Below are 20529 nucleotides of genomic sequence, written 5' to 3'. Positions count from 1 at the left end.
ACAACAGTGGTCCCCGTGGGTCACGCCCACGACACGGTGAGGTAAAGATCTGTGCACGCACGTGTTTTGCGGAGGCCGTCTGGCGCCCGGGCGGTCTAGACCTTCTCGACCCCGGCGACGGTCCGTTTGCCGCGGCGCAGCACCAGCCATCGGCCGTGCAGGAAGTCCGACGGCTGCGGGGCCCACTCCTCGCTCTCGATGCGGACGTTGTTGACCGAGACGCCGCCTTCGCCGATGGTGCGCCGCGCGGCCTTCTTGCTCTCGGACAGGCCGCTGGCGACCAGCAGGTCGACGATGCCGTCGGGGCCACCGGGTTTGAGCTCGGCGACCGACGTCTCGCGCAGCGCCGCGGACAGCGTGGCCTCGTCCAGCCGGTCCAGCTCGCCCTGCCCGAACAGCGCCCGGCTGGCGTGCTCGACGGCCTCGGTGGCCGCCTCGCCGTGCACCAGAACCGTGAGTTCGCGCGCCAGCCGCCGCTGCGCGGCGCGTTGTTGGGGACGCTCTGCCGTGGCCGCTTCCAGCTCGGCCAGCTCGTCGGCCGACAGGAAGGTGAACCAGCGCAGGTAGCGGATGACGTCGGCGTCGGCGGTGTTGAAGAAGTACTGGTACCAGGCGTACGGGGTGGTCAGCGCCGGGTCGAGCCACAGGCTGCCGCCGCCGGTGGACTTGCCGAACTTGGTGCCGTCGGCAGCGGTCACCAGCGGCACGGTCAGGGCGTGGACCGAGGCGCCGAGCTGCTGACGGACCAGCCGGACCCCGGCGATGATGTTGCCCCACTGGTCGGAGCCGCCGATCTGCAGCGTGCAGCCGTAGCGGCGGTGCAGTTCGACGTAGTCGTTGGCCTGCAGCAGCATGTAGCTGAATTCGGTGTAGGAGATGCCGTCGCCGTCCAGGCGGCGCCGGACGGTGTCGCGGTCCAGCATGACGTTGACCGAGAAATGCTTGCCGACGTCGCGCAGGAACTCGATCGCCGACATCGGGCGCGTCCAGTCCAGGTTGTTGACGACGACGGCGCCGGTCGGTGTGTCGTCAAAGTCGACGAAGCGTCGCAGCTGTCCGCCGATCCGTTCGGTCCACTCGGCGACGGTGTCGGCCTCGTTGAGGGTGCGCTCACCGACCTCGCGGGGGTCGCCGATCATCCCGGTGGCGCCGCCGGCGAGCACGATCGGGCGGTGGCCGGCGCGCTGAAACCGGCGCAACGCCAGCAGGGGCACCAGGTGCCCGGCGTGCAGGCTCGGCGCGGTGGGGTCGAAGCCGGCGTACACCGTCATCGGCGCGCGCTGGGCTTCGGCCGCCAGCGCATCGAGGTCGGTGGACTGCGCGATCAGGCCGCGCCAGCCCAGCTCGTCGAGGATCATGGTGTACGAGTCTTCCAGAGCGCCGCCGCCGAGCGCCGACTTGTGGTGCGGTTCCGCGGGGTTCTCGCCCAACAACTCGACGTTCGGCGCGCCTTAGTCGCTGGCGCCCGGGGCCGGCGCGCGGGGGCTGCGGCGGTATGCCGAGACCTCCGGGCGCCCGGGAAGCCACAACCGCCACGGCCGGTCGGCGGCCTGGCTGACACCGACGCGTGGGCCGGACAGGGAGCTCAGCGGTTCGTGCAGCTCGAGGGTCACGGGACTGTTGCCGTCGAACAGGTCGATTCCGTTGTCGTCCATGGTGATTCCCATGGCCGCGCACAGGTTTCCCGGTCCCCGCGCCAGCGCCGCGGTGTGCACCAGCTCGCCGCGGCGGGCCCGGGCGGTGTCGGTGCCGTCCTCGATGGCGGCGGCTCGCAGCAACACCGCGGCCGCGGTGCCGTCGGGTCCGCACGAGACGTTGGCGCAGACGTGGATGCCGTGGCTGCGGTAGGTGTAGAGGCGCCCGGGCGGCCCGAACATGACGAAGTTGCGGGCGCGCAGCCCCTTGTACGAGTGCGCGGCGGCGTCCGGCCACGGACCGTCGGGCACTCCCCCGTACGCCTCGACCTCGACGACGACGGCCGTCACGCCCCGCGCGGTGAGGGTGGCGCCCAACAAGCGGCGCGCGGCCTCGACGGGGTCGACCAACAGCTGAGCCGCGGCCCTGCTTGCGCGAGATCGTCGTCCAGCCTCGACCAATTGAAGATCCTGAATCCTCGTTTCAGTAACCCAACGAACCTACCGGCGGCCCGAACATGGCAGTATCCCGGTGTCCGGGACCCGAAGGAGCCCACATGCACGCGATAGACCCTGCCGCCACGGCGTGGCTGCTGGCCAGCACCGCGCTGGTCTTGCTGATGACCCCCGGCCTGGCGATCTTCTACGGCGGCATGGTCCGCACCACCGGGGTGCTCAACATGATGATGATGAGCTTCATCTCCATCCCCCTGGTGACCGTGGCGTGGCTGCTGATCGGCTACACCCTCGCGTTCTCCGAGGACGGGGTCGGCGGGCTCGTCGGCAACCTCAGGCATTTCGGGATGCTCGGCATCACGCCCGACACCGTGCACGGGACCGTGCCCGAACTGCTGTACGCCACGTTCCAGTTGACGTTCGCGATCATCACGGCCGCGCTGGTCAGCGGCGCGATCGCCGACCGCGCCAAGTTCGCCGCCTGGATGGTGTTCGTCCCGGTGTGGACCATCGTCGTGTATTCGGTTGTGGCGCACTGGGTGTGGGGCCCCCGCGGCTGGCTGGCCCGGCTGGGCGTCCTCGACTATGCGGGCGGGCTGGTCGTCGAGATCGTCTCGGGTTCCTCCGCGCTGGCGCTGGCGCTGGTGCTCGGGCCGCGCATCGGCTTCAAGAAAGACGCCATGCGGCCACACAATCTGCCGCTGCTGTTTGTCGGGGTCGGGCTGCTGTGGTTCGGCTGGTTCGGGTTCAACGCCGGTTCCGCCCTGGCCGCCAACGGAACCGCTGCCGCCATCTTCCTCAACACCCTGGTTGCGGGGTGCCTGGGCATGCTCGGTTGGCTTGCGGTCGAACAGATTCGCGACGGCAGGCCCACGACTTTCGGTGCGGCATCCGGTGTGGTCGCCGGCCTGGTGGCCATCACCCCGTCGTGCGGGACCGTCAACACCCTCGGCGCGACGGTCGTCGGCCTCGCCGCGGGGGTCGTGTGCTCGTTCGCGGTGGGCGCGAAATTGCGCTTCAACTATGACGATTCGCTCGACGTGGTGGGCGTGCACTTCGTCGGTGGCGTCGTCGGCGTGTCCTTGATCGGGCTGCTGGCCACGGCGGTCATGACCGCCGGCCCGCGCGGCCTGTTGTACGGGGGCGGCGTCGGCCAGCTGGGCAAGCAGACGCTGGCGATCGTGGCCGTGGCGTTCTACGCGTTCACCATGTCGTTTGTGCTGGCCAAGGTGATCGATCGGGTGATGGGCTTCCGGCTCAGCACGGAAGACGAGACCACCGGTGCCGACCTCACACAGCACGCCGAAACCGCGTACGCCGAAGGCGTGCACGGACATCTGCCGCAGCGCCGCCCGCCTCTCGGGGAACGTTTCAACTAGTCGCTTTGGGCCGCGAAGGCCCGGATGCCGCGAGACTGTAACTACCGACGCATTTCGCGAGTGCGACCGTCGGTAGTTACAGCCTCGCGGCGTTGGACCCACCCCCTTGACAGCGCGGCCGCGCGCGACGAATATTCATCACATGATGAGTTCATCCCGTGATGAATTAATCTCCGGGGCCACTGCTCCGGCGGTAGAGATCGATCACCTGCGCGTGATCCGGGGCAAACGCCCGGCTCTGCACGACTTCTCCGTGCGGATCGCCACGGGCAGCATCACCGGCCTGCTCGGCCCGTCGGGCTGCGGCAAGACCACGCTGATCCGCTGCATCGTCGGCACCCAGATCGTGACCTCGGGCGGCGTCTTTGTTCTCGGCAAGCCGGCCGGCTGCGCCGAACTGCGCCGCCGCGTCGGCTACCTGCCGCAGGACCCGACGATCTACAACGACCTGCGCGTCGTCGACAACGTTCGCTACTTCGCCACGCTGTACGGGTTCGACGGCGGGGTCGCCGACGCCGCCATCGAACGGGTCGGGCTCACCGATCACCGAACAGCGTTGTGCGGCAACCTGTCCGGCGGTCAACGCACCCGGGTGTCGCTGGCGTGCGCGCTGGTCTGCCAGCCCGATCTGCTGGTGCTCGACGAACCCACGGTGGGACTCGATCCCGTGCTGCGCGCGGACCTCTGGGATCAGTTCGCCGAACTGGCCCGCGCCGGGACCACACTGCTGGTTTCCAGCCACGTCATGGACGAGGCCGACCACTGCGGGGACCTGCTGCTGATGCGCGAAGGCCGGCTGGTCGCCCACACCACCCCGACCCAACTGCGAGAGGACACCGGATGCACGTCACTGGAGGACGCGTTTCTGTCCATCATCAAGCGCAGCACCATGCGCGAAGCCGGTTAGGGCTCAAGGGATATACGGCGACCACGACGCGGATTCTGCGCCAGTTGGCCGCCGATCACCGCAGCGTCGCGATGATCCTGTTGGTGCCGATCCTGGTGATCACCCTGATGTACTTCATGTTCGAAAACGCCCCGCATCGCCCGGGCGGCCCTACCCCGTTCAACAACGCCTGCCTGATCCTGCTGGGCCTGTTCCCGCTTTTCGTGATGTTCATCATCACGGCGATCACCATGCAACGCGAACGGGCCTCCGGAACGCTGGAGCGCATCTTGACCACTCCGCTGCGCCGGCTCGACCTGCTGATCGCCTACGGCACCGCCTTCTCCACGGCCGCTGCGGCACAAGCCGTTCTGGCGTGCATCGTGTCGTTCTGGCTGCTGGGCTTCGACACGGCCGGCAGCCCGCTCTGGGTGTTCGTGATCGCGATCGTCAACGCCGTGCTGGGAGTCGGCCTGGGCCTGTTGTGTAGCGCGTTCGCCCGCACCGAGTTTCAGGCCGTGCAGTTCATCCCGTTGGTGATGGTGCCGCAGCTGTTGTTGGCCGGCATCATCGTGCCGCGGGCGCTGATGCCACACTGGCTGCAATGGATCAGCAACGTGCTGCCGGCCAGCTACGCGCTCGAGGCCCTGCAGCAGGTGGGCGCGCACCCGGAACTGACCTTCATCGCGGTGCGCGACATCATCGTGGTGTTGGGATTCGCCCTGGCGGCGCTGTGCCTGGCCGCGGCGACGCTGCGGCGGCGGACGCCCTGACGTGATGGACGCACTAGCGTGACGGCCACGAACGCCCGGCGCAGGCGGCCGGGGCGACCGGCCGGGAGCTCCGGCACCCGGGAGAAGATCCTGAACAGCGCCCGGGAACTGTTCGCGCGCAACGGAATTCGTAACACGTCGATACGAGCGGTGGCCGCGGCGGCCGGCGTGGATTCGGCCCTGGTGCATCATTACTTCGGCACCAAGGAGCAGCTGTTCGCCGCGGCCGTCCACATCCCCGTCGACCCGATGGACGTCATCGGCCCGCTGCGCGAGGTGCCCGTCGAGGAGTTGGGCTACCAGATTCCGTCGATGTTGCTGCCGCTGTGGGACTCCGAGATCGGCGCGGCGTTCATCGCGACACTGCGGTCGATCCTGGCGGGATCGGAGATCAACCTGTTTCGCGCGTTCATCCAGGACGTGATCGCCGTCGAAATCGGTAGCCGCGTGGACGATCCGCCGGGAAGCGGAACGATTCGCATCCAATTCGTGGCGTCACAACTGGTGGGTGTGGTGATGGCGCGCTACATCCTGCAACTGGAGCCGTTCGCGTCGCTGCCGCCCGAGCGGATCGCGCGAACCATCGCGCCCAACCTGCAGCGCTACCTCACTGGGGATCTGCCGGAGGGGCTTGCGCCATGAGCCGGGCGTGCTCGTCGTCGTCGACGTCGCGGGCCTCGTCGATGAGCAGCACCGGGATGCCGTCCTCGATCCGGTAAGCGCGGCGCAGCCGGGGGTTGTAAAGCACTTCGCCGCCGCCGGTTTGGGACACCAAGATCAGCGGCCCGCGGTCGGCCGGGCACACCAGGATGTTCAGCAGCGCGTCGTCGATCATGACCGCGCGCCGCTCAGCTCGGAACGCACCCCGGGAGTCAGCCGGCGGTAGTGCCCGGTCTCCGCATCGAAATACCAGACGTGGCGCCCCGCCTTCGGAATCCCGGCGGCCCGCAGCGCGCTGACGGTCGGGCGGTAGGTGGCGCTCAACGTCATCTCCGGGACCACGCAGACGATGTCGGGCCCCAGGCCGATCTGGACCTTGGCGAAGGCGTCGGTCAGGTCGGCCGCCGTGATGGAGGCGCCCGGCAACAGCGTCACCGCCGACACCGCGACTTCGTGGTCGCCCACGGGCACGTTGTAGGTCACCGCGAGGTCGACACCGTTGATGCCGCCCAGGGCGTCGGTCACGGGCTCGGCGTAGACCAGGCCGCGCCGGGTGCGCACCACCGAGCCGCGCCGGCCCGCCAGCCAGTAGTCGCCGTCGTCGTCGCGGTAGAACAGGTACTCGGTCGAGATCCAGGTGTCGCCCGCCGCGAACACCCCGCGCTTGACCGAGGCGCTCGGATCGATGGGGCCGTTGGAGGCCGCGAGCAGGACCCCGACCTGGTTGGGTTCGGCGATCTGCACGAAGCCCCGCTCGTTTTCCAGGATCAGGTCGTGTTCGGTGTCGTAGGCGCCCAATTCGATGCGCCCGGCGCCCGGCAGTGGCCGGCCCTTGCTGCCGACCTTGGCGCCGGAGACGTTGGCCAGCACCGCCTGCCCGTCGGTGGTGGCGAAGAACTCGACGACGTGGGCGGGCGCGAACGCCTCGACGACACGCTCCCACAGCCCGGTCGGCATGCCGGAGCCGATGAACAGGCGCACGGGGTGGTTGCCGTGCAGGGCGAAGGGCGGATCGGCCGGGTTGTCGAGGATCTCGCCGAGCATCGCCCAGGTGTAGGACACCACGGTGACGCCGTACTGGCGGACCTCCTGGATGAACCGGTTCCGGTCGAGGCCGCGCGACAGCGCGATGCGGGTGCCGCCGACCACCGCGCCACCCAGGCTGACCAGCAGCGCGGACTCGTGATGCAGCGGCGTCAGGCAGTAGACGGTGTCGCGGCGGTCGAGGGCGGCCGTCGAGGCCGTACCGAACGCCGACACCGCCCAGCGGTAGTTGGTGATCTGCTTGGCCACCAGTTCGCCGCCGGCCGCGCTGAACGCGATGAACGCCAGGTCCCGGGCCAGTCCCGGGTTGGGTCGATACCAGCCGGGCAGCTCGACGGCGTCCGGGTCGATCTGTTCCATGTCGATGACTTGGGGCTGCCCGTCGGAGTCTTCGGGCAGGTGCAGGTCCCGCGTCTCGCCGCCGCCGAGCACCAGCACCTGGCGCAGCAGTTGACCGTCCGATTCCAGCACCGCGTCCAGGTTGGTGGGGTCGGTCAGGATCTCGGTCACTCCCCCGAGCCGCACCGACGCGGTGAGGTCGCCGTCGGGACGCATCACCACCGCGATGGCGCCCAGGCGGGACAGCGCGGCGATGGCCACCAGCGCGCTGGGCCGCGTCTCCATCAGCACGCCGACGCGGTCGCCCTGGCGCACCCCGACCTCGATGAGGCCGCGCACGACGTTGTTGATGCGCCGGTTCACCGCCTCGTAGGTGTGCACCCGCCCGTCGAACAACAGGAATTCGCCCTGCGGGGCGTCGTGGGCCTGCTCCTCGATGATGCGGCCCAGCGAGATGCGGGTGTGGTCGTTGATCTGTCCCAGCCGGACCAGTCGTGGCAGCGTGCGGACCGTTTCGACGGCCAGGGTGCGCATGGATTTGTTGGCCGCGACGACGGTGTTGGCCGCGCCGCGCACCATGCCCAGCGCCGCCTCGGAGGCTTCCCCGATGCCGTGCGCGAGCCGGGAGCTCAGCGCCACGCCGCTGTCGGTGTGCTCGGCGGGCTGGTCGGCCATCGGCGCGATGCTGGTCGGCTTGTCGCCGCCGGCCGACAGCCACCGCACCCATTCGGCGACGGTCGGCCAGCTTTGCTGGGCCGCCTTGGACCCGACGACGAGGCCGAAGTGGCCCGTGCGGATGGTGGACTCGTAGACGTCGGCGTCCGGTGCCGCGCGCCGGATGCCGCGCACCGACGCCGGCTGGCCGATGTCGTCGACCTCGCCGACGAAGGCCAGCACCGGGCAGGTGATGTCGGTCAGGGTGACCATCTGCCCGTTGACGGCGAAACCGCCGGTCATCATCCGATTGTGGGCGATGAACTGCTTGAGCAGCTCGGAGATCGCGGGGCCGGACCACGCGATCCAGCCTTCGCGTTCGAGGAAGCGGCGCTGCTGCTCGCGCGGCAGCAGCGCCTCGCGGTCGTGCAGCTGGCGAACGAAGTCGACCCGCGCCTTGGCGGTCTTGAGCGGGTCGAGCATCTGGAAGCCCGTGCGCGCCATCCAGCTGGGGATGGCCAGCCGGCTGAAGACGTGGTCGGCCATGAAGTTGGCGGCGGGCGCGGCGAAGTTTGCCGGGATACCCATCGGCAAGGCGGCCAGGGTGTCCACCGGGGACCCGAAGGTGACGATGCTGGCCAGGCTCTTCGAACGCCGGTAGGCGGCGACCTGATAGCACCACATGCCGCCCTGCGAATAGCCGACCAGATGGATGTCGCTGCCCGTGGTGTCCCGGACCGTATCGATGGCCTGACTGAGCGCGACGATGTGATCGGCCAGCGTGCGCCGCATGCCGCCTTCGACCTTGTCGGGTTCGCCGAAGTCGATGACCCAGGGATCAAGCCCGTGGGCGTGCAGGATCCCGACCGCGCCTTCGTCGCGGGTGACGTCCCACATGTCGGCCGACATCATCATCGGATGCACCATCAGCACCGGCGGCCCGACGGGCGACTGGCCGGGCCGGCTGTCCGGCGGGAAGTACCGCCGGAGCTTGTACATCGACACGCTCTCGACGATCTGGGACGGCGACGGCGCCGTGCCCGTTTCCAAGCCCCCCAGTCGCAAGACCTCCAGCCCGTTCTGCGCGGTAGCGATCAGCCGCTCGACCGGTCGTGTGACCATCGAAAAATTGAGATCCACTGCTGCTCCCTGAGTCTTGACAGCTTGGACATCATGGCACATCTGGGCAGCTAGAAGGGCGGTGGTTGTAGCGAATCGGCGTCGGTGATCAGCCGTGCCGGGTCCGAACGCCAACCAGGGGTCGTCCGTCTTGCCGATCGCGTTGCGCTACACAACGGCGGAAGTTCTTCATCCCCGTCGGGTGGTGCCGGGCCACCCGCGCGTCGCGGGTGTGTTTGCGTTCGCGCGCACCGCCTGGTGACTCGCTGTGAATCGCCTGCACGCCAGTTTGTGCAGCAGGGCACCGGGTACGCAGTCGATGCGCTTCGGTCGCGACGCGTCGTCGAGATGACCTCGGTTGAAACACCCAGCCGGACGCTTAACCGTGACCGCCGGACCGTGTTCCTTCCAGCCCGAAGGCGAGGTCGCTCTATGGACACGACGACGGATTTGCTCGGCGAGCACGCTCACAAAACCACCGGCGCGCGCATGGCCGCCAACGATCACACGAAGGAAATCAGCCCGGACCGGTGATTCGCCGGCCCGGCACGACGCGAGCGAAGAAGGGATACACATGTTGTTGCTGGGCAACGGCGGAGGCCGCAAAGGCCGGACCGCCGGCAGCGACGGACTGGGCGAGGTCTCGCACCTGGCCGAGCGAGCACTGTACGACGTCGCACACGGTCGTTTCGAACGCTCACTGTCCGGGTTGACCGCCATTGCGGCGCTCGTCACGACGGCCGAAATCTACTTCGAGCACTACAAGGCGAGCTTCGGCAACAAGTGGATGTGGAGCCCGATCGTCGTGACCCCGCCGGTGGTCGTCGCCGGCATCGGGGGCGTGTTCTCGCGACGCTGGGCCAAGCTCTGGCTGCCGATCACCGCCGGCATCTACACGGCCAACGGGCTGATGGGTGAATACCTGCACGCGCGCGGCGTCGCCCGCAAGCCGGGCGGATGGAAACACGCGTCCTACAACGTGCCCATGGGCCCGCCGATCGCGGCGCCGGGATTGATGTGCATGGTCGGGGGGATGGGGCTGCTGGCGTCGATCCTGCGCCGCGAACGGTTCCGGGGTTAGGCATCGGGATCACTGAGATGGCTGACACCTCACGCCCCGACCACCTGCCCAACCTGCGCCCCGACGGCAAGCCGCCGCACCCGTCCTGGCTTCCCAAACAGCGCCGCGGCACCACGCCGCAGATGATCGGCCGCTACCCCGATTTCGACGTGCTCACAACCGCCGGCACCTGGGACGAGGCCACCCGGAAAGTCGTGCTGGCCCGGCTCAAACCTCCTGGCCCACTGCGGTTTTTCACCGCCGAAGAGGAGCCGTGCCTGCGCGCGTTCTGCGACACGGTGCTGGCGCAGGACGCCGAGCCGCGAGTCCCGGCGGCCGAATCCGTCGACTCCAAGCTCGCCGACGGGCGCCTCGACGGCTATCAGTACGCGGACATGCCCGACGACCGCGACACGTGGCGCTTGGTGCTGCGCGGGCTCGATGAGACCGCGGCGGCCAAATACGGCGCATCGTCCTTCGCCGCCGCCGGGCTGGACACCCGCGAAGAAATCGTCGGCCAGTTCTCGCAGGGCGACCTCGAGGGCGGCGCCTGGGAGAGCCTGAACGTCAAGCGCGCCTGGTCGGTGTGCATGCGAATGACCTTGTCGGGCTTCTACTCCCACCCGTGGGCCTGGAACGAGATCGGGTTCGGCGGCCCCGCCTACCCGCGCGGCTTCATGCGCCTCGGCGGTGCCACCGGACCCGACGCCGCGCGCGAACCGTTCGAGACCCCCGGCGCCACCGACGAAGACCCCGTGCAGGTCGTGCAGAACGGCGAAATCTGATGGGCGACTTCTGGCGAGGCCTGCTCAAAGGAGCCGTCGGCCCCAAGGACAACGACTCGCGGTTCCTGCTCGACGTGCACTCGCGCGACCTGCCCGGCGAGCAGACCATGCGCCGCTACCGCGACGACGACGAGGTCGACCTCGTGGTCGTCGGGGCGGGCGCCGGCGGCTCGGTGCTGGCGCAGCGGCTGGCGCGCGTCGGTTGGCGGGTCGTGATCCTCGAGGCCGGCCCGTTCTGGCACCCCGACGAGGACTGGGTGTCCGACGAGGCCGGCTCCCACGCGCTGTACTGGACGCAGAAGCGCATCATCGGCGGTGACGACCCAATTGAGCTGGGCAAGAACAACTCCGGGCGCGGGGTCGGCGGCTCCATGGTGCACTACGCCGGCTACACCCCGCGGTTCCACCCCAGCGACTTTGCGACCTACACCCTCGACGGGGTGGGCGCCGACTGGCCCATCCGCTACGAGGACTTGCTACCCCATTACGAGCAGGTCGAGCTCGAGCTGCCGGTGGCCGGCCAGAACTGGCCCTGGGGCGATCCGCATCGTTATCCCTTTGCCCCGCATCCTATTTCGGGTGCGGCCGCCAAGATTTGGCGGGGCGCGCTCAAGCTCGGCATCGAGATGCGGGTCGGGCCCGTCGGCATCGTCAACGGCACCTTCGGCAACCGCCCGCACTGCATCTACCGCGGCTACTGCCTGCAGGGCTGCAAGGTCAACGCCAAGGCCAGCCCGTACGTCACGCACCTTCCCGACGCGCTGGCCCACGACGTCGAGATCCGCGCCAACTGCATGGCCTCGCGCGTCGAACTCGACGAGACCGGCGCGGCCCGAGGCGTGGTGTACTACGACGAGGTGGGCGGCAAAGAACGACTGCAACGCGCCAAAGTCATTGCCGTGGCCGGGTATTCGATCGAGACGCCGCGCCTGCTGTTGAACTCGGTCAGCCAGCGCTTCCCGAACGGGTTGGGCAACAACGACGATCAGGTCGGGCGCTACGTGATGGTGCAGGGCGCCACCCAGTCCGCGGGCCGCTGGTCCGAGGAGGTCCGGATGTACAAGGCGCCTCCCCCGGAGGTGACCTCCGAGCAGTTCTACGAGACCGACCTCTCGCGCGGGTTCGCCCGAGGGTTTGCCATCCAGACCGTGTCGCCCATGCCCATTGGCTGGGCCGAACACGTGCTGGCCGACGGGCATTGGGGCCGCGCCCTGCGCGAGTACATGCGCGACTACAACCACTGGGCGACCGTCGGCGTGCTCAACGAGCTGTTGCCGCTGCCGGACAACCGCGTGACGCTGGCCGACGAAAAGGACCCGTACGGCATCCCGGTGGCCCGGTTCGACTACACGCTCTGCGACAACGACAAGGCCAACATGGCCTACTCCACCAAGGTGATCGGCGACATCCTGCACGCCGCCGACGCCCAGGACGTGCTCACCATCGAGCGTTTCGCCCACCTCATCGGCGGTGCCCGGATGGGCACCGGACGTGAGAATTCGGTGGTCGACTCCGACCACCGGGTGTGGGGCGTGCCGAACCTGTTTCTCGCCGACGGCTCGGTGTGTCCCACCCAGGGCTCCGCCAATCCCGCGCTGACGATCATGGCGTTGGCGTCGCGGCTTGCCGAACGGGTGGCCGCCGGAAAGATCGATACCGGCGTGGCACGGGGGTCGAAGGCGGGAGCCCGTGGCTGACCTGAAGGTCGATACCGAGACCACCTTCGCCCCCCGGGTGCTGCGAGAGTATGCGCTGCTCGCCGACGGCGAGCGGGGTGCGCTGATCGGTCCGCAGGGTGACGTGGCATGGATGTGTGCACCGCACTGGGATTCCGACGCCGTCTTCTCGAATCTCATTGGCGGCGGCGGGGTTTACGCCGTCACCCCGACCGACGTGCGGCACGTCTGGGGCGGCTACTACGAGCCGGGCACCCTGATCTGGCGCAACCGCTGGATCACTCGCGACGGCATCGTGGAATGCCGTGACGCGCTGGCCTTTCCGGGGGACCCCGACCGGGTGGTGCTGCTGCGCCGGCTCACCGGCTGCCGCGGTACGGCCCGGGTGCGGGTGCTGCTGGCACCGAGTGCGGGATTCGGCAGGCACGGCCCCGGCAAGCCGACCGTGGATGGCGGGGTGTGGAGCGGGCGCTCGGGGCGGCTGCACTGGCGCTGGCAGGCCGCCTGCGAGGCGCGCCCGGTCCGCGCTGCTCATGAGAAGGGCCAGCTGCTCACCTGTGAGGTCACGCTCGACGAGGACCAGCACCACGACCTGGTGCTGGAACTGTCCGAGCGCACCCTGCCAAAGCAGCCGCCGGACCCCGACCTGGCCTGGGACGCCACCACCGCCGCCTGGCAGCGCAGCGTGCCCGAGCTGACCTGCACCATCGCTCCCCGCGACGGGCGTAACTCCTACGCGGTGCTGCGGGGGCTGACCAGCAGCGGGGGCGGCATGGTCGCCGCCGCCACCATGAGCCTGCCCGAACGCGCGCACTCCAACCAGAACTACGACTACCGCTATTCCTGGATCCGCGACCAGGTGTACGCCGGCATGGCCGCCGCCGCCGTCGGCACGACCGAACTGCTCGACCGGGCGGTGGAGTTCGTCGGCGCCCGGCTGCTCGAGGACGGCCCGAACCTCAAGCCCGCCTACACCGTCACCGGCGGCGCGGTGCCCGGCGAAGAAACGCTCGACCTGCCCGGCTACCCCGGGGGCGCCGACAAGATCGGCAACTGGGTCAATCAGCAATTCCAGCTCGATGCCTTCGGGGAGGCGTTGCAGCTGCTGGCCAAGGCGGGCGCCGCCGACCGGCTGGATGCCGACGGCTGGCGCGCGGCGCAGTCCGCGATCAAGGCGATCGAAAAGCGTTGGCGCGAACCGGATGCCGGCGTCTGGGAGATCGACAACGAGCACTGGACGCAGTCCCGCCTGGCCTGTGTGGCGGGGTTGCGCGCCATCGCGAAGGTGGCCGGCGCCGGTCCCGAGGTTGCCGCGTGCGCGTCGCTGGCCGACGCGATCCTCGCCGAGACCGCGTCGGAAAGCCTGCACCCGCACGGTTATTGGCAACGCAGCCCGCGACTGACCGGTGTCGACGCATCGCTGCTGCTGCCGCCGGTGCGCGGCGCCGTGCCCGCCGACGACCCCAGGACCATCGCCACCCTGGATGCCGTTCGCCGGGAACTCACCGACGACGGGTTCGTCTACCGGTTCCGGCACGACGAGCGCGACCTCGGCGACGCCGAGGGCGCGTTTTTGCTCTGCGGGTTCATGATGGCGCTGGCCGAACATCAACTGGGCCATGCCCATTGCGCGATGCGCTGGTTCGAACGTAACCGTACCGCCTGCGGGCCGCCGGGGCTGTTCTGTGAGGAATACGACGTGCAGCAGCGCCAGCTCCGCGGCAACCTCCCCCAGGCGTTCGCGCACGCGCTGATGCTGGAATGCACCGCCACCCTCACCGACGACGCCGCCCACCATGACTGATCGGGTGTCCGACACCGAGCGAAAGGGATTTGCGCAATGACTCAGACAGTGGTGATCACCGGAGCCAGCGCCGGCATCGGCCGCGCCACCGCGAAGGAGTTCGGGCAGCGCGGCGCGAACGTCGCCCTGCTCGCCCGCGGCGCCGCCGGGCTCGAGGGCGCGGCCCGCGACGTGGAGGCCGGCGGCGGCAAGGCGTTGGCCATCCCGACCGACGTGGCCGACCACGCGGCCGTCGTCGCCGCCGCCGACGAGGCCGAAGCCGCGTTCGGTCCGATCGACGTCTGGGTCAACGTCGCGTTCACCTCGGTGTTCGCGCCGTTCACCGAAATCAGCGCCGAGGAGTTCAAACGGGTGACCGAGGTGTCCTACCTCGGCTACGTGTACGGCACCATGGCGGCGCTGGCCAAGATGCGGCCCCGCGACCGCGGCACCATCGTGCAGGTCGGTTCCGCGCTTGGGCAGCGATCCATCCCGCTGCAGTCGGCCTACTGCGGCGCCAAACACGCCATCAACGGGTTCACCGAGTCGGTGCGCTGCGAACTGTTCCACGAGGGCTCGAAGGTGCGAATCACGGTGGTCCAGATGCCCGCGGTCAACACCCCGCAATTCTCCTGGGTGCTGTCCCGGCTCCCCCGCCATCCCCAACCCGTGCCGCCGATCTATCAGCCCGACGTCGCCGCCCGTGGCGTGCTGTACGCCGCGGATCACCCGGGGCGCAAACAGTATTGGGTCGGCGACTCCACCATGGTGACGCTGCTGGCGCAGAAGTTCGTCGCGCCGCTGCTGGACCGCTATCTCGGCCGCACCGGGTACGACTCGCAGCAGACCGAGGAGCACGTCAGCGCCGGCCGGCCCCACAACCTGTGGGAGCCGCTCGACCAGCAACCCGGCAGCGATCATGGCCCCCGCGGCGAGTTCGACGACGAGTCGCACGCCCACAGCCCCCAGTTGTGGGCGTCGCAGCACCCGGTCGTCAGCGGCACCGGCGCGCTGAGCGCCGCCGGGGTGGGCGCGTGGCTCGCGGCGCGCGCGGGTCGCCGGTGGGCGCGATGACGACCGCCGCGCGGATCGACACGGCCATCGACGAGGTCACCGCGCAGGTCTACGAAATCCCCACCGACGCACCGGAAGCCGACGGGACCCTGGCCTGGTCGTCGACCACGCTGGTGCTGGCCGAGGTGTCGGCAGGGGGCCTGCACGGGATCGGCTACACCTATGGCGACGGCGCCTGCGGCGAGCTCATCACCGGGCCGCTGGCTGGCACCCTCACCGGGCACAACGCCGTGGACATCCCCGCCCGGTGGGAGTCGATGGTCAAGGCGATGCGCAACAACGGGCGGCCGGGGCTGGTGTCGTGCGCGATCTCGGCGGTTGACACCGCGCTGTGGGACCTCAAGGGCAAGCTGCTGGGGCTGCCGGTCTGCCGACTGCTCGGCATGGCGCATCCCAAGGTGCCGGTCTACGGCAGTGGCGGCTTCACCACGTACGACGAACGCACCACCCGCGCCCAGCTCGAACGCTGGGTCGACGAGTGGCAGATCCCGCGCGTCAAAATCAAGATCGGCGAATCATGGGGTTCCGACGAGCGTCGCGACCTTGCTCGAATCGCGTTGGCGCGCAAGGTGATCGGCCCCGACACCGAACTCTACGTCGACGCCAACGGTGCCTACCAACGCAAGCAGGCGATTCGGGTGGCCCACGCCATGGCCGATCACGACGTCACCTGGTTCGAGGAGCCCGTCTCCTCCGACGACCTGGCCGGGCTACGGGAGGTCCGCGACCAGGTGACCCCGGACGTCACCGCCGGCGAATACGGCTACGACCTGGCCTATTTCCATCGAATGCTGGCCGCCGATGCGGTCGACTGCCTGCAGATCGACGTCACCCGCTGCGGGGGCATCACCGACTGGCTGCGCGCCGCCGCCGTGGCCGCCGCGCGCAACGTGGACGTCTCCGGGCACTGCGCCCCCAACCTGCACGCCCACGTCGCCACCGCCATCCCGAATCTGCGTCACCTGGAGTACTTCCACGATCACCACCGCATCGAACACATGCTCTTCGACGGCGCGCTGGCGCCCGAGGGCGGCGCCTTGCGGCCGGATCAGCACCGGCCGGGATTCGGCCTGGAGTTCAAGCGCAGCGACGCCGAGCAGTATCGGGTGGCCTGAGCCGCCGCCGCGACAAGCAGGCATGGATGCGGCCGAAAACGGGAATCGATACGCCAGGGTTTTCACAAAAGCGATTGGAGCTGGGCGCGATGACAGTGAACTCCGACGACCAAACCGTGGAGCGCCAGGAGGCGCTCATGCGTGACGTCGTCGAGGAAAGCGACCTCAGCGCGATCGACTCCGTGCTGGGTCTCGGCGATCCTCAGCGCGTCGGCCGGTTCCGTTTCTATCTGGACGGCCATCGCTGGGAATGGTCGGACGCGGTGGCGCGCATGCACGGCTACAAACCGGGAGAGGTGCAGCCCACCACGGAACTGTTGCTGCAACACAAGCACCCCGAGGACCGCGAACGGGTGGCGGCCGTGCTGGAGCGGGTGATGAAGGGAAAGCCGTTCAGCAGCCGGCACCGCATCATCGACACCGCCGGGCGCACCCACTGCGTCGTCGTCGCCGGCGATCGGATGGTCGACGACGCTGGAGCGCCGGCCGGCACGTCCGGCTTCTACGTCGACGTCACCGACTCGCTGCACACCGACATCACCAACGTGCTCTCGGCGGTCGCCGACGCCCGGGCCCGCATCGAGCAGGCCAAGGGCGTGCTGATGATCGCCTACGGCATTTCCGCCGAGCGTGCGTTCGACATCCTGGTGTGGCGCTCCCAGGAGTCCAACCTCAAGGTGCGCGACGTCGCCGCCCGCTTCCTGGACGCCGTGGCCAGCAAGGCGTCACCGGAAACGCAAAGCCAGGTGGACCAGGCGCTGCTGACGCTGGAGTAGGGACGCGCCAGTAGGCCAGTAGGGTCGGGCCGGTGGCGCACCTACTCGGAGCCGAGGCCGTACACCTCGAATACCCGACCCAGGTGGTGTTCGGGTCGATCACGCTCGGGGTCAACGACGGCGCGCGGATCGGCATCGTCGGGCGCAACGGCGACGGCAAGTCCACCCTGCTGCGCCTGCTCACCGGCCAACAACAGCCCGACTCCGGCCGGGTCACCCGGCGCAGCGGGCTGCGGGTCGGCGCGCTGAGCCAAGCCGACACCCTGGACCCGGACCACACGGTGGGCTGGACTCTGGTCGGCAACGCCCCCGAACACCAGTGGGCCGGTGACCCGCGGGTCCGCGACGTGGTCGCCGGGCTCGTCTCCGACATCGCCTGGGAGGCAACGGTTTCCACGCTGTCCGGCGGCCAGCGCCGGCGGGTGCAGCTGGCCAGGTTGCTGGTGGGCGAATGGGACGTCATCACGCTCGACGAGCCCACCAACCACCTGGACATCGAGGGAATCACCTGGCTGGCCGGCCACCTGAGGGGGCGCTGGGCGCGCAACACCGGCGGGCTGCTGCTGGTCACCCACGACCGCTGGTTCCTCGACGAGGTCGCCACCACGACGTGGGAGGTGCACGACGGGATCGTCGAGCCGTTCGACGGCGGGTACGCGGCCTACGTGCTGCAACGCGTCGAGCGGGACCGAATGGCCGCCGTCGCCGAAGCCAAGCGGCAGAACCTGATGCGCAAGGAACTGGCGTGGCTGCGTCGCGGCGCCCCGGCGCGGACCTCGAAGCCCAAGTTCCGGATCGAGGCCGCCAACCAGCTGATCGCCGACGTGCCCCCGCTGCGCAACAACGTCGAGTTGGCCAAGCTGGCCACCGCGCGGCTCGGCAAGGACGTGATCGATCTGCTCGACGTGTCGGTCGCGTTTGGCGGCCGCCCGGTGCTGCGCGACATCGAGTGGCGGATCGCCCCGGGCGAGCGCACCGGCATCGTCGGGGCCAACGGCGCCGGGAAATCGACCCTGCTGGGACTGATCGACGGCACCATCACGCCCGACACGGGACGCGTCAAACGCGGCAAGACGGTGCGGCTGGCGGTGCTCGACCAGCAGGGCGACGCGCTGGCCGCGGTCGACGGCGACCGGATCGCCGACGTGCTGGGCCGGCTGCCCGGCGGCTACCAGGTCGACGGCCGTGAGGTCACCCCGGCCCAGCTGTTGGAGCGGCTCGGCTTCGGGCGCGGCCACCTGTCCGCCCGCGTGGCGGACCTCTCCGGCGGCGAGCGGCGGCGGCTGCAGCTGATGCTCACGCTGCTGTCCGAGCCCAACGTCTTGCTGCTCGACGAGCCGACCAACGACGTGGACACCGACACGCTGGCCGCCATGGAGGATCTGCTCGACTCCTGGGCGGGCACGCTGATCGTCGTCTCGCACGACCGCTACCTGCTGGAGCGGGTCACCGATCAGCAGTACGCGGTGCTCGACGGCCGGTTGCGGCACCTGCCCGGCGGCATCGACGAATACCTGCGGCTGGCCGAGCGGCGGGCGGACGGGGCGGCCATCGAAGAGCCGCGGCCGTCGCGGCCGTCGGTGGCGTCGCAGGGGTCGGTGGCGTCGCAGCCGTCGCAGGCGTCGCGGCCGTCGATGTCCGGTGCCCAGCGCCGCGCCGCCGAGAAGGAGATGGCGGCCGCCGATCGCCAGCTGGCGCGGCTGGCGGACCGGATCAGGGACAAACACGACGAACTCGCCGCCCACGACCAGTCCGACCACGTCGGCATCACCCGGCTCACCCAGGAGCTGCGCGCGCTCGAAGACGAGGTCGCCGCGACCGAGGGCCGCTGGCTGGAGCTCTCCGAATTGCTCGAATAGCCGTGAGCGGCAACAGTTTTCGGGGGACGGGTCAAGGCGCAACGAACACCGGCCATGGCGGTGCGGATTGGCCGAGACGGATAATGTTAACGAATCCCTTGATACGCCAACGTGTTTGAGCTTTCGGCGCATTGGCCGGTGGCGACCGGTACCACGAACCGGGTTAGTTGTTGGTCGGTGGTGGTTGGGGTTGGAAGGGGTCATATCACCACCAGTCGGCGCGCTCGCCGGTCGGTCCCGGACACGGCGCCACCGCGGGCGGGGGCCCGGTGGGTGGGCGCGCCAACGATCCCGGGCTCAGGATTCGGCCGGTGTCGTCGGTCACGGTCAGGGCGGCCGCGGGTCCGGTGATGGTGATGACACCCCGATGATGCAACCGGTGGTGATACGGGCAGACCAGCACCAGGTTGGCCAACTCCGTGGGGCCACCGTCTTCCCAGTGCCACAGGTGATGGGCGTGCAAGCCCCGGGTGGCCCCACAGCCAGGCACCGCGCACGTGCGGTCGCGGTATTCCAGCGCGCGGCGAAGCCGCCGGTTGATCACCCGCGTCGCCCGCCCGGCACCAATAACCCGCCCGTCACGCTCGAACCACACCTCACAGGTGGCATCACAGGTCAGGAAGCGCCGTTCGGCATCGGAGAGCAGCGGACCCAAATGCAGGGCCGCCACGCGCCGCTCGACGTCGAGGTGGGCCACCACGGTGGTGTGCTGCCCGTGGGGGCGGCGGGTGGCCTCGGCGTCCCACCCGGCCTCGACCAGACGCATCAACGCCTCGACCGTGCTCGGCAGCGGCGGCCGCTGATCGGAAACGCCCGCGCCGTTTGCGTGGTCGTGTTTCCACTCGGCGATCAGCGCCTCACGATGCGAGGCCAACGCGGCATCGAACTTCGCGGCATCCAAGTGGCCCAGCATGATCCGATAACAGGCGCCCCACTCAGTGGCGGTCGCGGTGATCGAACGCTCGCGCTCGGGGGCGGGCCGCGGTTCGGACTCGGACTCGGACTCGGACTCGGACCGAGGTTCAGGTTCGAGTCGCGGCTCCAGCTTGACCGCCGTACGCAGCTGACTGACCGTGGCGACCGCGGCCAACTGCGCGTAATGCTCATCAGATCCCTCGCCCGCGCGTGCCGCAATCACCCCGACCTGATCGGCCGACAACCGACCCTCCCGCAGACCCTGAACACAGCGCGGAAACTCCCGCAGCCGACCCGCAATGGCGCTGAGCGTGTGCGCATTTGCCGACGAACAACCCAGCTTCCAGGCCACCAACGCCGGCACCGACCGCGCCCCGGTCACACCACACAATTGGTCACGATCGATCTCGGCGACGATCTCCACAATGCGCCCATCAATCGCATTGCGCTGACCGGCCAACTCCGCCAACTCCTCGAACAACACCTCAAGACGATCACTCGCAGTGACCACCACAGCGTCAGCGCATGCGGTCGACAACATG

The 20529-nt window shown here is 69.3% G+C and carries 17 protein-coding genes; 12 read left to right on the top strand and 5 right to left on the bottom strand.

What is annotated here, in order from left to right; all coding sequences use genetic code 11:
* Positions 1-95 precede the first annotated feature (95 nt).
* Together tyrS and JF781_RS04225 are read right to left on the bottom strand one after the other, a co-directional pair.
* The gene (tyrS, locus tag JF781_RS04230; RefSeq protein WP_225327551.1) at positions 96-1358 is read right to left on the bottom strand and encodes a tyrosine--tRNA ligase; all 1263 of its coding nucleotides are present in this window, start codon (positions 1356-1358) and stop codon (positions 96-98) included.
* Positions 1359-1451: 93 nt separating this feature from the next.
* Positions 1452-2096 carry a DNA-3-methyladenine glycosylase gene (locus tag JF781_RS04225; protein ID WP_225327544.1) on the bottom strand — a complete coding sequence of 215 codons (645 nt, stop codon included), beginning with the start codon at positions 2094-2096 and terminating at the stop codon, positions 1452-1454.
* A 95-nt stretch (positions 2097-2191) separates the two neighbouring features.
* Between JF781_RS04225 and JF781_RS04220 the strand changes: the two genes are divergently transcribed.
* From JF781_RS04220 to JF781_RS04205, 4 genes are all read left to right on the top strand, one after another.
* Entirely contained in the window at positions 2192-3469 is a 1278-nt protein-coding gene (locus JF781_RS04220) for an ammonium transporter (protein ID WP_225327543.1), read from the top strand.
* 142 nt (positions 3470-3611) lie between these two features.
* Positions 3612-4376, top strand: a complete 765-nt coding sequence (locus JF781_RS04215; protein ID WP_225327542.1) for an ABC transporter ATP-binding protein — start codon at positions 3612-3614, stop codon at positions 4374-4376.
* The gene (locus JF781_RS04210; protein ID WP_225327541.1) at positions 4310-5128 is read left to right on the top strand and encodes an ABC transporter permease; all 819 of its coding nucleotides are present in this window, start codon (positions 4310-4312) and stop codon (positions 5126-5128) included. Before JF781_RS04215 ends, JF781_RS04210 begins: the two co-directional genes overlap by 67 nt.
* 18 nt (positions 5129-5146) lie before the next feature.
* Positions 5147-5770, top strand: coding sequence for a TetR/AcrR family transcriptional regulator (locus JF781_RS04205; RefSeq protein WP_225327540.1), 624 nt, complete (start codon positions 5147-5149; stop codon positions 5768-5770).
* Here JF781_RS04205 and JF781_RS04200 read toward each other — a convergent pair.
* Together JF781_RS04200 and JF781_RS04195 are read right to left on the bottom strand one after the other, a co-directional pair.
* Positions 5736-5963: a Trm112 family protein gene (locus JF781_RS04200; RefSeq protein ID WP_225327539.1), complete on the bottom strand. Its 228-nt coding sequence runs from the start codon at positions 5961-5963 to the stop codon at positions 5736-5738. The two genes, JF781_RS04205 and JF781_RS04200, sit on opposite strands and share 35 nt — an antisense overlap.
* A complete protein-coding gene (locus JF781_RS04195; RefSeq protein WP_225327538.1) occupies positions 5960-9007 on the bottom strand; it encodes an acyl-CoA synthetase in 3048 nt (1015 codons plus the stop codon). Before JF781_RS04195 ends, JF781_RS04200 begins: the two co-directional genes overlap by 4 nt.
* Before the next feature lie 511 nt (positions 9008-9518).
* On the opposite strand from JF781_RS04195, the gene JF781_RS04190 reads away from it, so the two are divergent.
* The 8 genes from JF781_RS04190 (at position 9519) to JF781_RS04155 (ending at position 19072) form a co-directional block, all read left to right on the top strand.
* Positions 9519-10025: a hypothetical protein gene (locus JF781_RS04190; protein ID WP_067168027.1), complete on the top strand. Its 507-nt coding sequence runs from the start codon at positions 9519-9521 to the stop codon at positions 10023-10025.
* 17 nt (positions 10026-10042) lie between these two features.
* Complete coding sequence (locus JF781_RS04185; protein ID WP_225327537.1) at positions 10043-10789, top strand: gluconate 2-dehydrogenase subunit 3 family protein; 747 nt, start codon at positions 10043-10045, stop codon at positions 10787-10789.
* Entirely contained in the window at positions 10789-12486 is a 1698-nt protein-coding gene (locus JF781_RS04180; RefSeq protein WP_225327536.1) for a GMC family oxidoreductase, read from the top strand. The genes JF781_RS04185 and JF781_RS04180 overlap by 1 nt, the downstream gene beginning before the upstream one ends.
* Positions 12479-14269, top strand: a complete 1791-nt coding sequence (locus JF781_RS04175; RefSeq protein ID WP_225327535.1) for a glycoside hydrolase family 15 protein — start codon at positions 12479-12481, stop codon at positions 14267-14269. The genes JF781_RS04180 and JF781_RS04175 overlap by 8 nt, the downstream gene beginning before the upstream one ends.
* Before the next feature lie 36 nt (positions 14270-14305).
* Complete coding sequence (locus JF781_RS04170; protein WP_225327534.1) at positions 14306-15322, top strand: SDR family oxidoreductase; 1017 nt, start codon at positions 14306-14308, stop codon at positions 15320-15322.
* Positions 15319-16437 (top strand): enolase C-terminal domain-like protein, encoded by a 1119-nt coding sequence (locus JF781_RS04165; protein ID WP_225327533.1) that lies wholly within the window; start codon positions 15319-15321, stop codon positions 16435-16437. The genes JF781_RS04170 and JF781_RS04165 overlap by 4 nt, the downstream gene beginning before the upstream one ends.
* 89 nt (positions 16438-16526) lie before the next feature.
* The gene (locus JF781_RS04160) at positions 16527-17213 is read left to right on the top strand and encodes a PAS and ANTAR domain-containing protein (protein ID WP_225327532.1); all 687 of its coding nucleotides are present in this window, start codon (positions 16527-16529) and stop codon (positions 17211-17213) included.
* A 32-nt stretch (positions 17214-17245) separates the two neighbouring features.
* Positions 17246-19072: an ABC-F family ATP-binding cassette domain-containing protein gene (locus JF781_RS04155; protein ID WP_225327531.1), complete on the top strand. Its 1827-nt coding sequence runs from the start codon at positions 17246-17248 to the stop codon at positions 19070-19072.
* Between the two features lie 205 nt (positions 19073-19277).
* Here JF781_RS04155 and JF781_RS04150 read toward each other — a convergent pair whose 3' ends face one another.
* On the bottom strand, positions 19278-20528 hold the full coding sequence (locus JF781_RS04150) for an HNH endonuclease signature motif containing protein (RefSeq protein ID WP_225327530.1): 1251 nt from the start codon (positions 20526-20528) through the stop codon (positions 19278-19280).
* Position 20529: the final 1 nt, after the last annotated feature.

It is taken from the genome of Mycobacterium sp. WUMAC-067, assembly GCF_020217485.1.
Taxonomy (GTDB): domain Bacteria; phylum Actinomycetota; class Actinomycetes; order Mycobacteriales; family Mycobacteriaceae; genus Mycobacterium.
This window is presented reverse-complemented; position numbering and strand designations above follow the sequence as displayed.

Coding starts and splice junctions, on each gene's coding strand:
- JF781_RS04195 (WP_225327538.1), bottom strand. CDS start 9,007: ATGTGCCATGATGTCCAAGCTGTCAAGACTCAGGGAGCAGCAGTGGAT.
- JF781_RS04210 (WP_225327541.1), top strand. CDS start 4,310: ATGCACGTCACTGGAGGACGCGTTTCTGTCCATCATCAAGCGCAGCAC.
- JF781_RS04180 (WP_225327536.1), top strand. CDS start 10,789: ATGGGCGACTTCTGGCGAGGCCTGCTCAAAGGAGCCGTCGGCCCCAAG.
- JF781_RS04190 (WP_067168027.1), top strand. CDS start 9,519: ATGTTGTTGCTGGGCAACGGCGGAGGCCGCAAAGGCCGGACCGCCGGC.
- JF781_RS04150 (WP_225327530.1), bottom strand. CDS start 20,528: ATGTTGTCGACCGCATGCGCTGACGCTGTGGTGGTCACTGCGAGTGAT.
- JF781_RS04200 (WP_225327539.1), bottom strand. CDS start 5,963: ATGATCGACGACGCGCTGCTGAACATCCTGGTGTGCCCGGCCGACCGC.
- JF781_RS04220 (WP_225327543.1), top strand. CDS start 2,192: ATGCACGCGATAGACCCTGCCGCCACGGCGTGGCTGCTGGCCAGCACC.
- tyrS (WP_225327551.1), bottom strand. CDS start 1,358: ATGATCCTCGACGAGCTGGGCTGGCGCGGCCTGATCGCGCAGTCCACC.
- JF781_RS04170 (WP_225327534.1), top strand. CDS start 14,306: ATGACTCAGACAGTGGTGATCACCGGAGCCAGCGCCGGCATCGGCCGC.
- JF781_RS04165 (WP_225327533.1), top strand. CDS start 15,319: ATGACGACCGCCGCGCGGATCGACACGGCCATCGACGAGGTCACCGCG.
- JF781_RS04160 (WP_225327532.1), top strand. CDS start 16,527: ATGACAGTGAACTCCGACGACCAAACCGTGGAGCGCCAGGAGGCGCTC.
- JF781_RS04215 (WP_225327542.1), top strand. CDS start 3,612: ATGATGAGTTCATCCCGTGATGAATTAATCTCCGGGGCCACTGCTCCG.
- JF781_RS04185 (WP_225327537.1), top strand. CDS start 10,043: ATGGCTGACACCTCACGCCCCGACCACCTGCCCAACCTGCGCCCCGAC.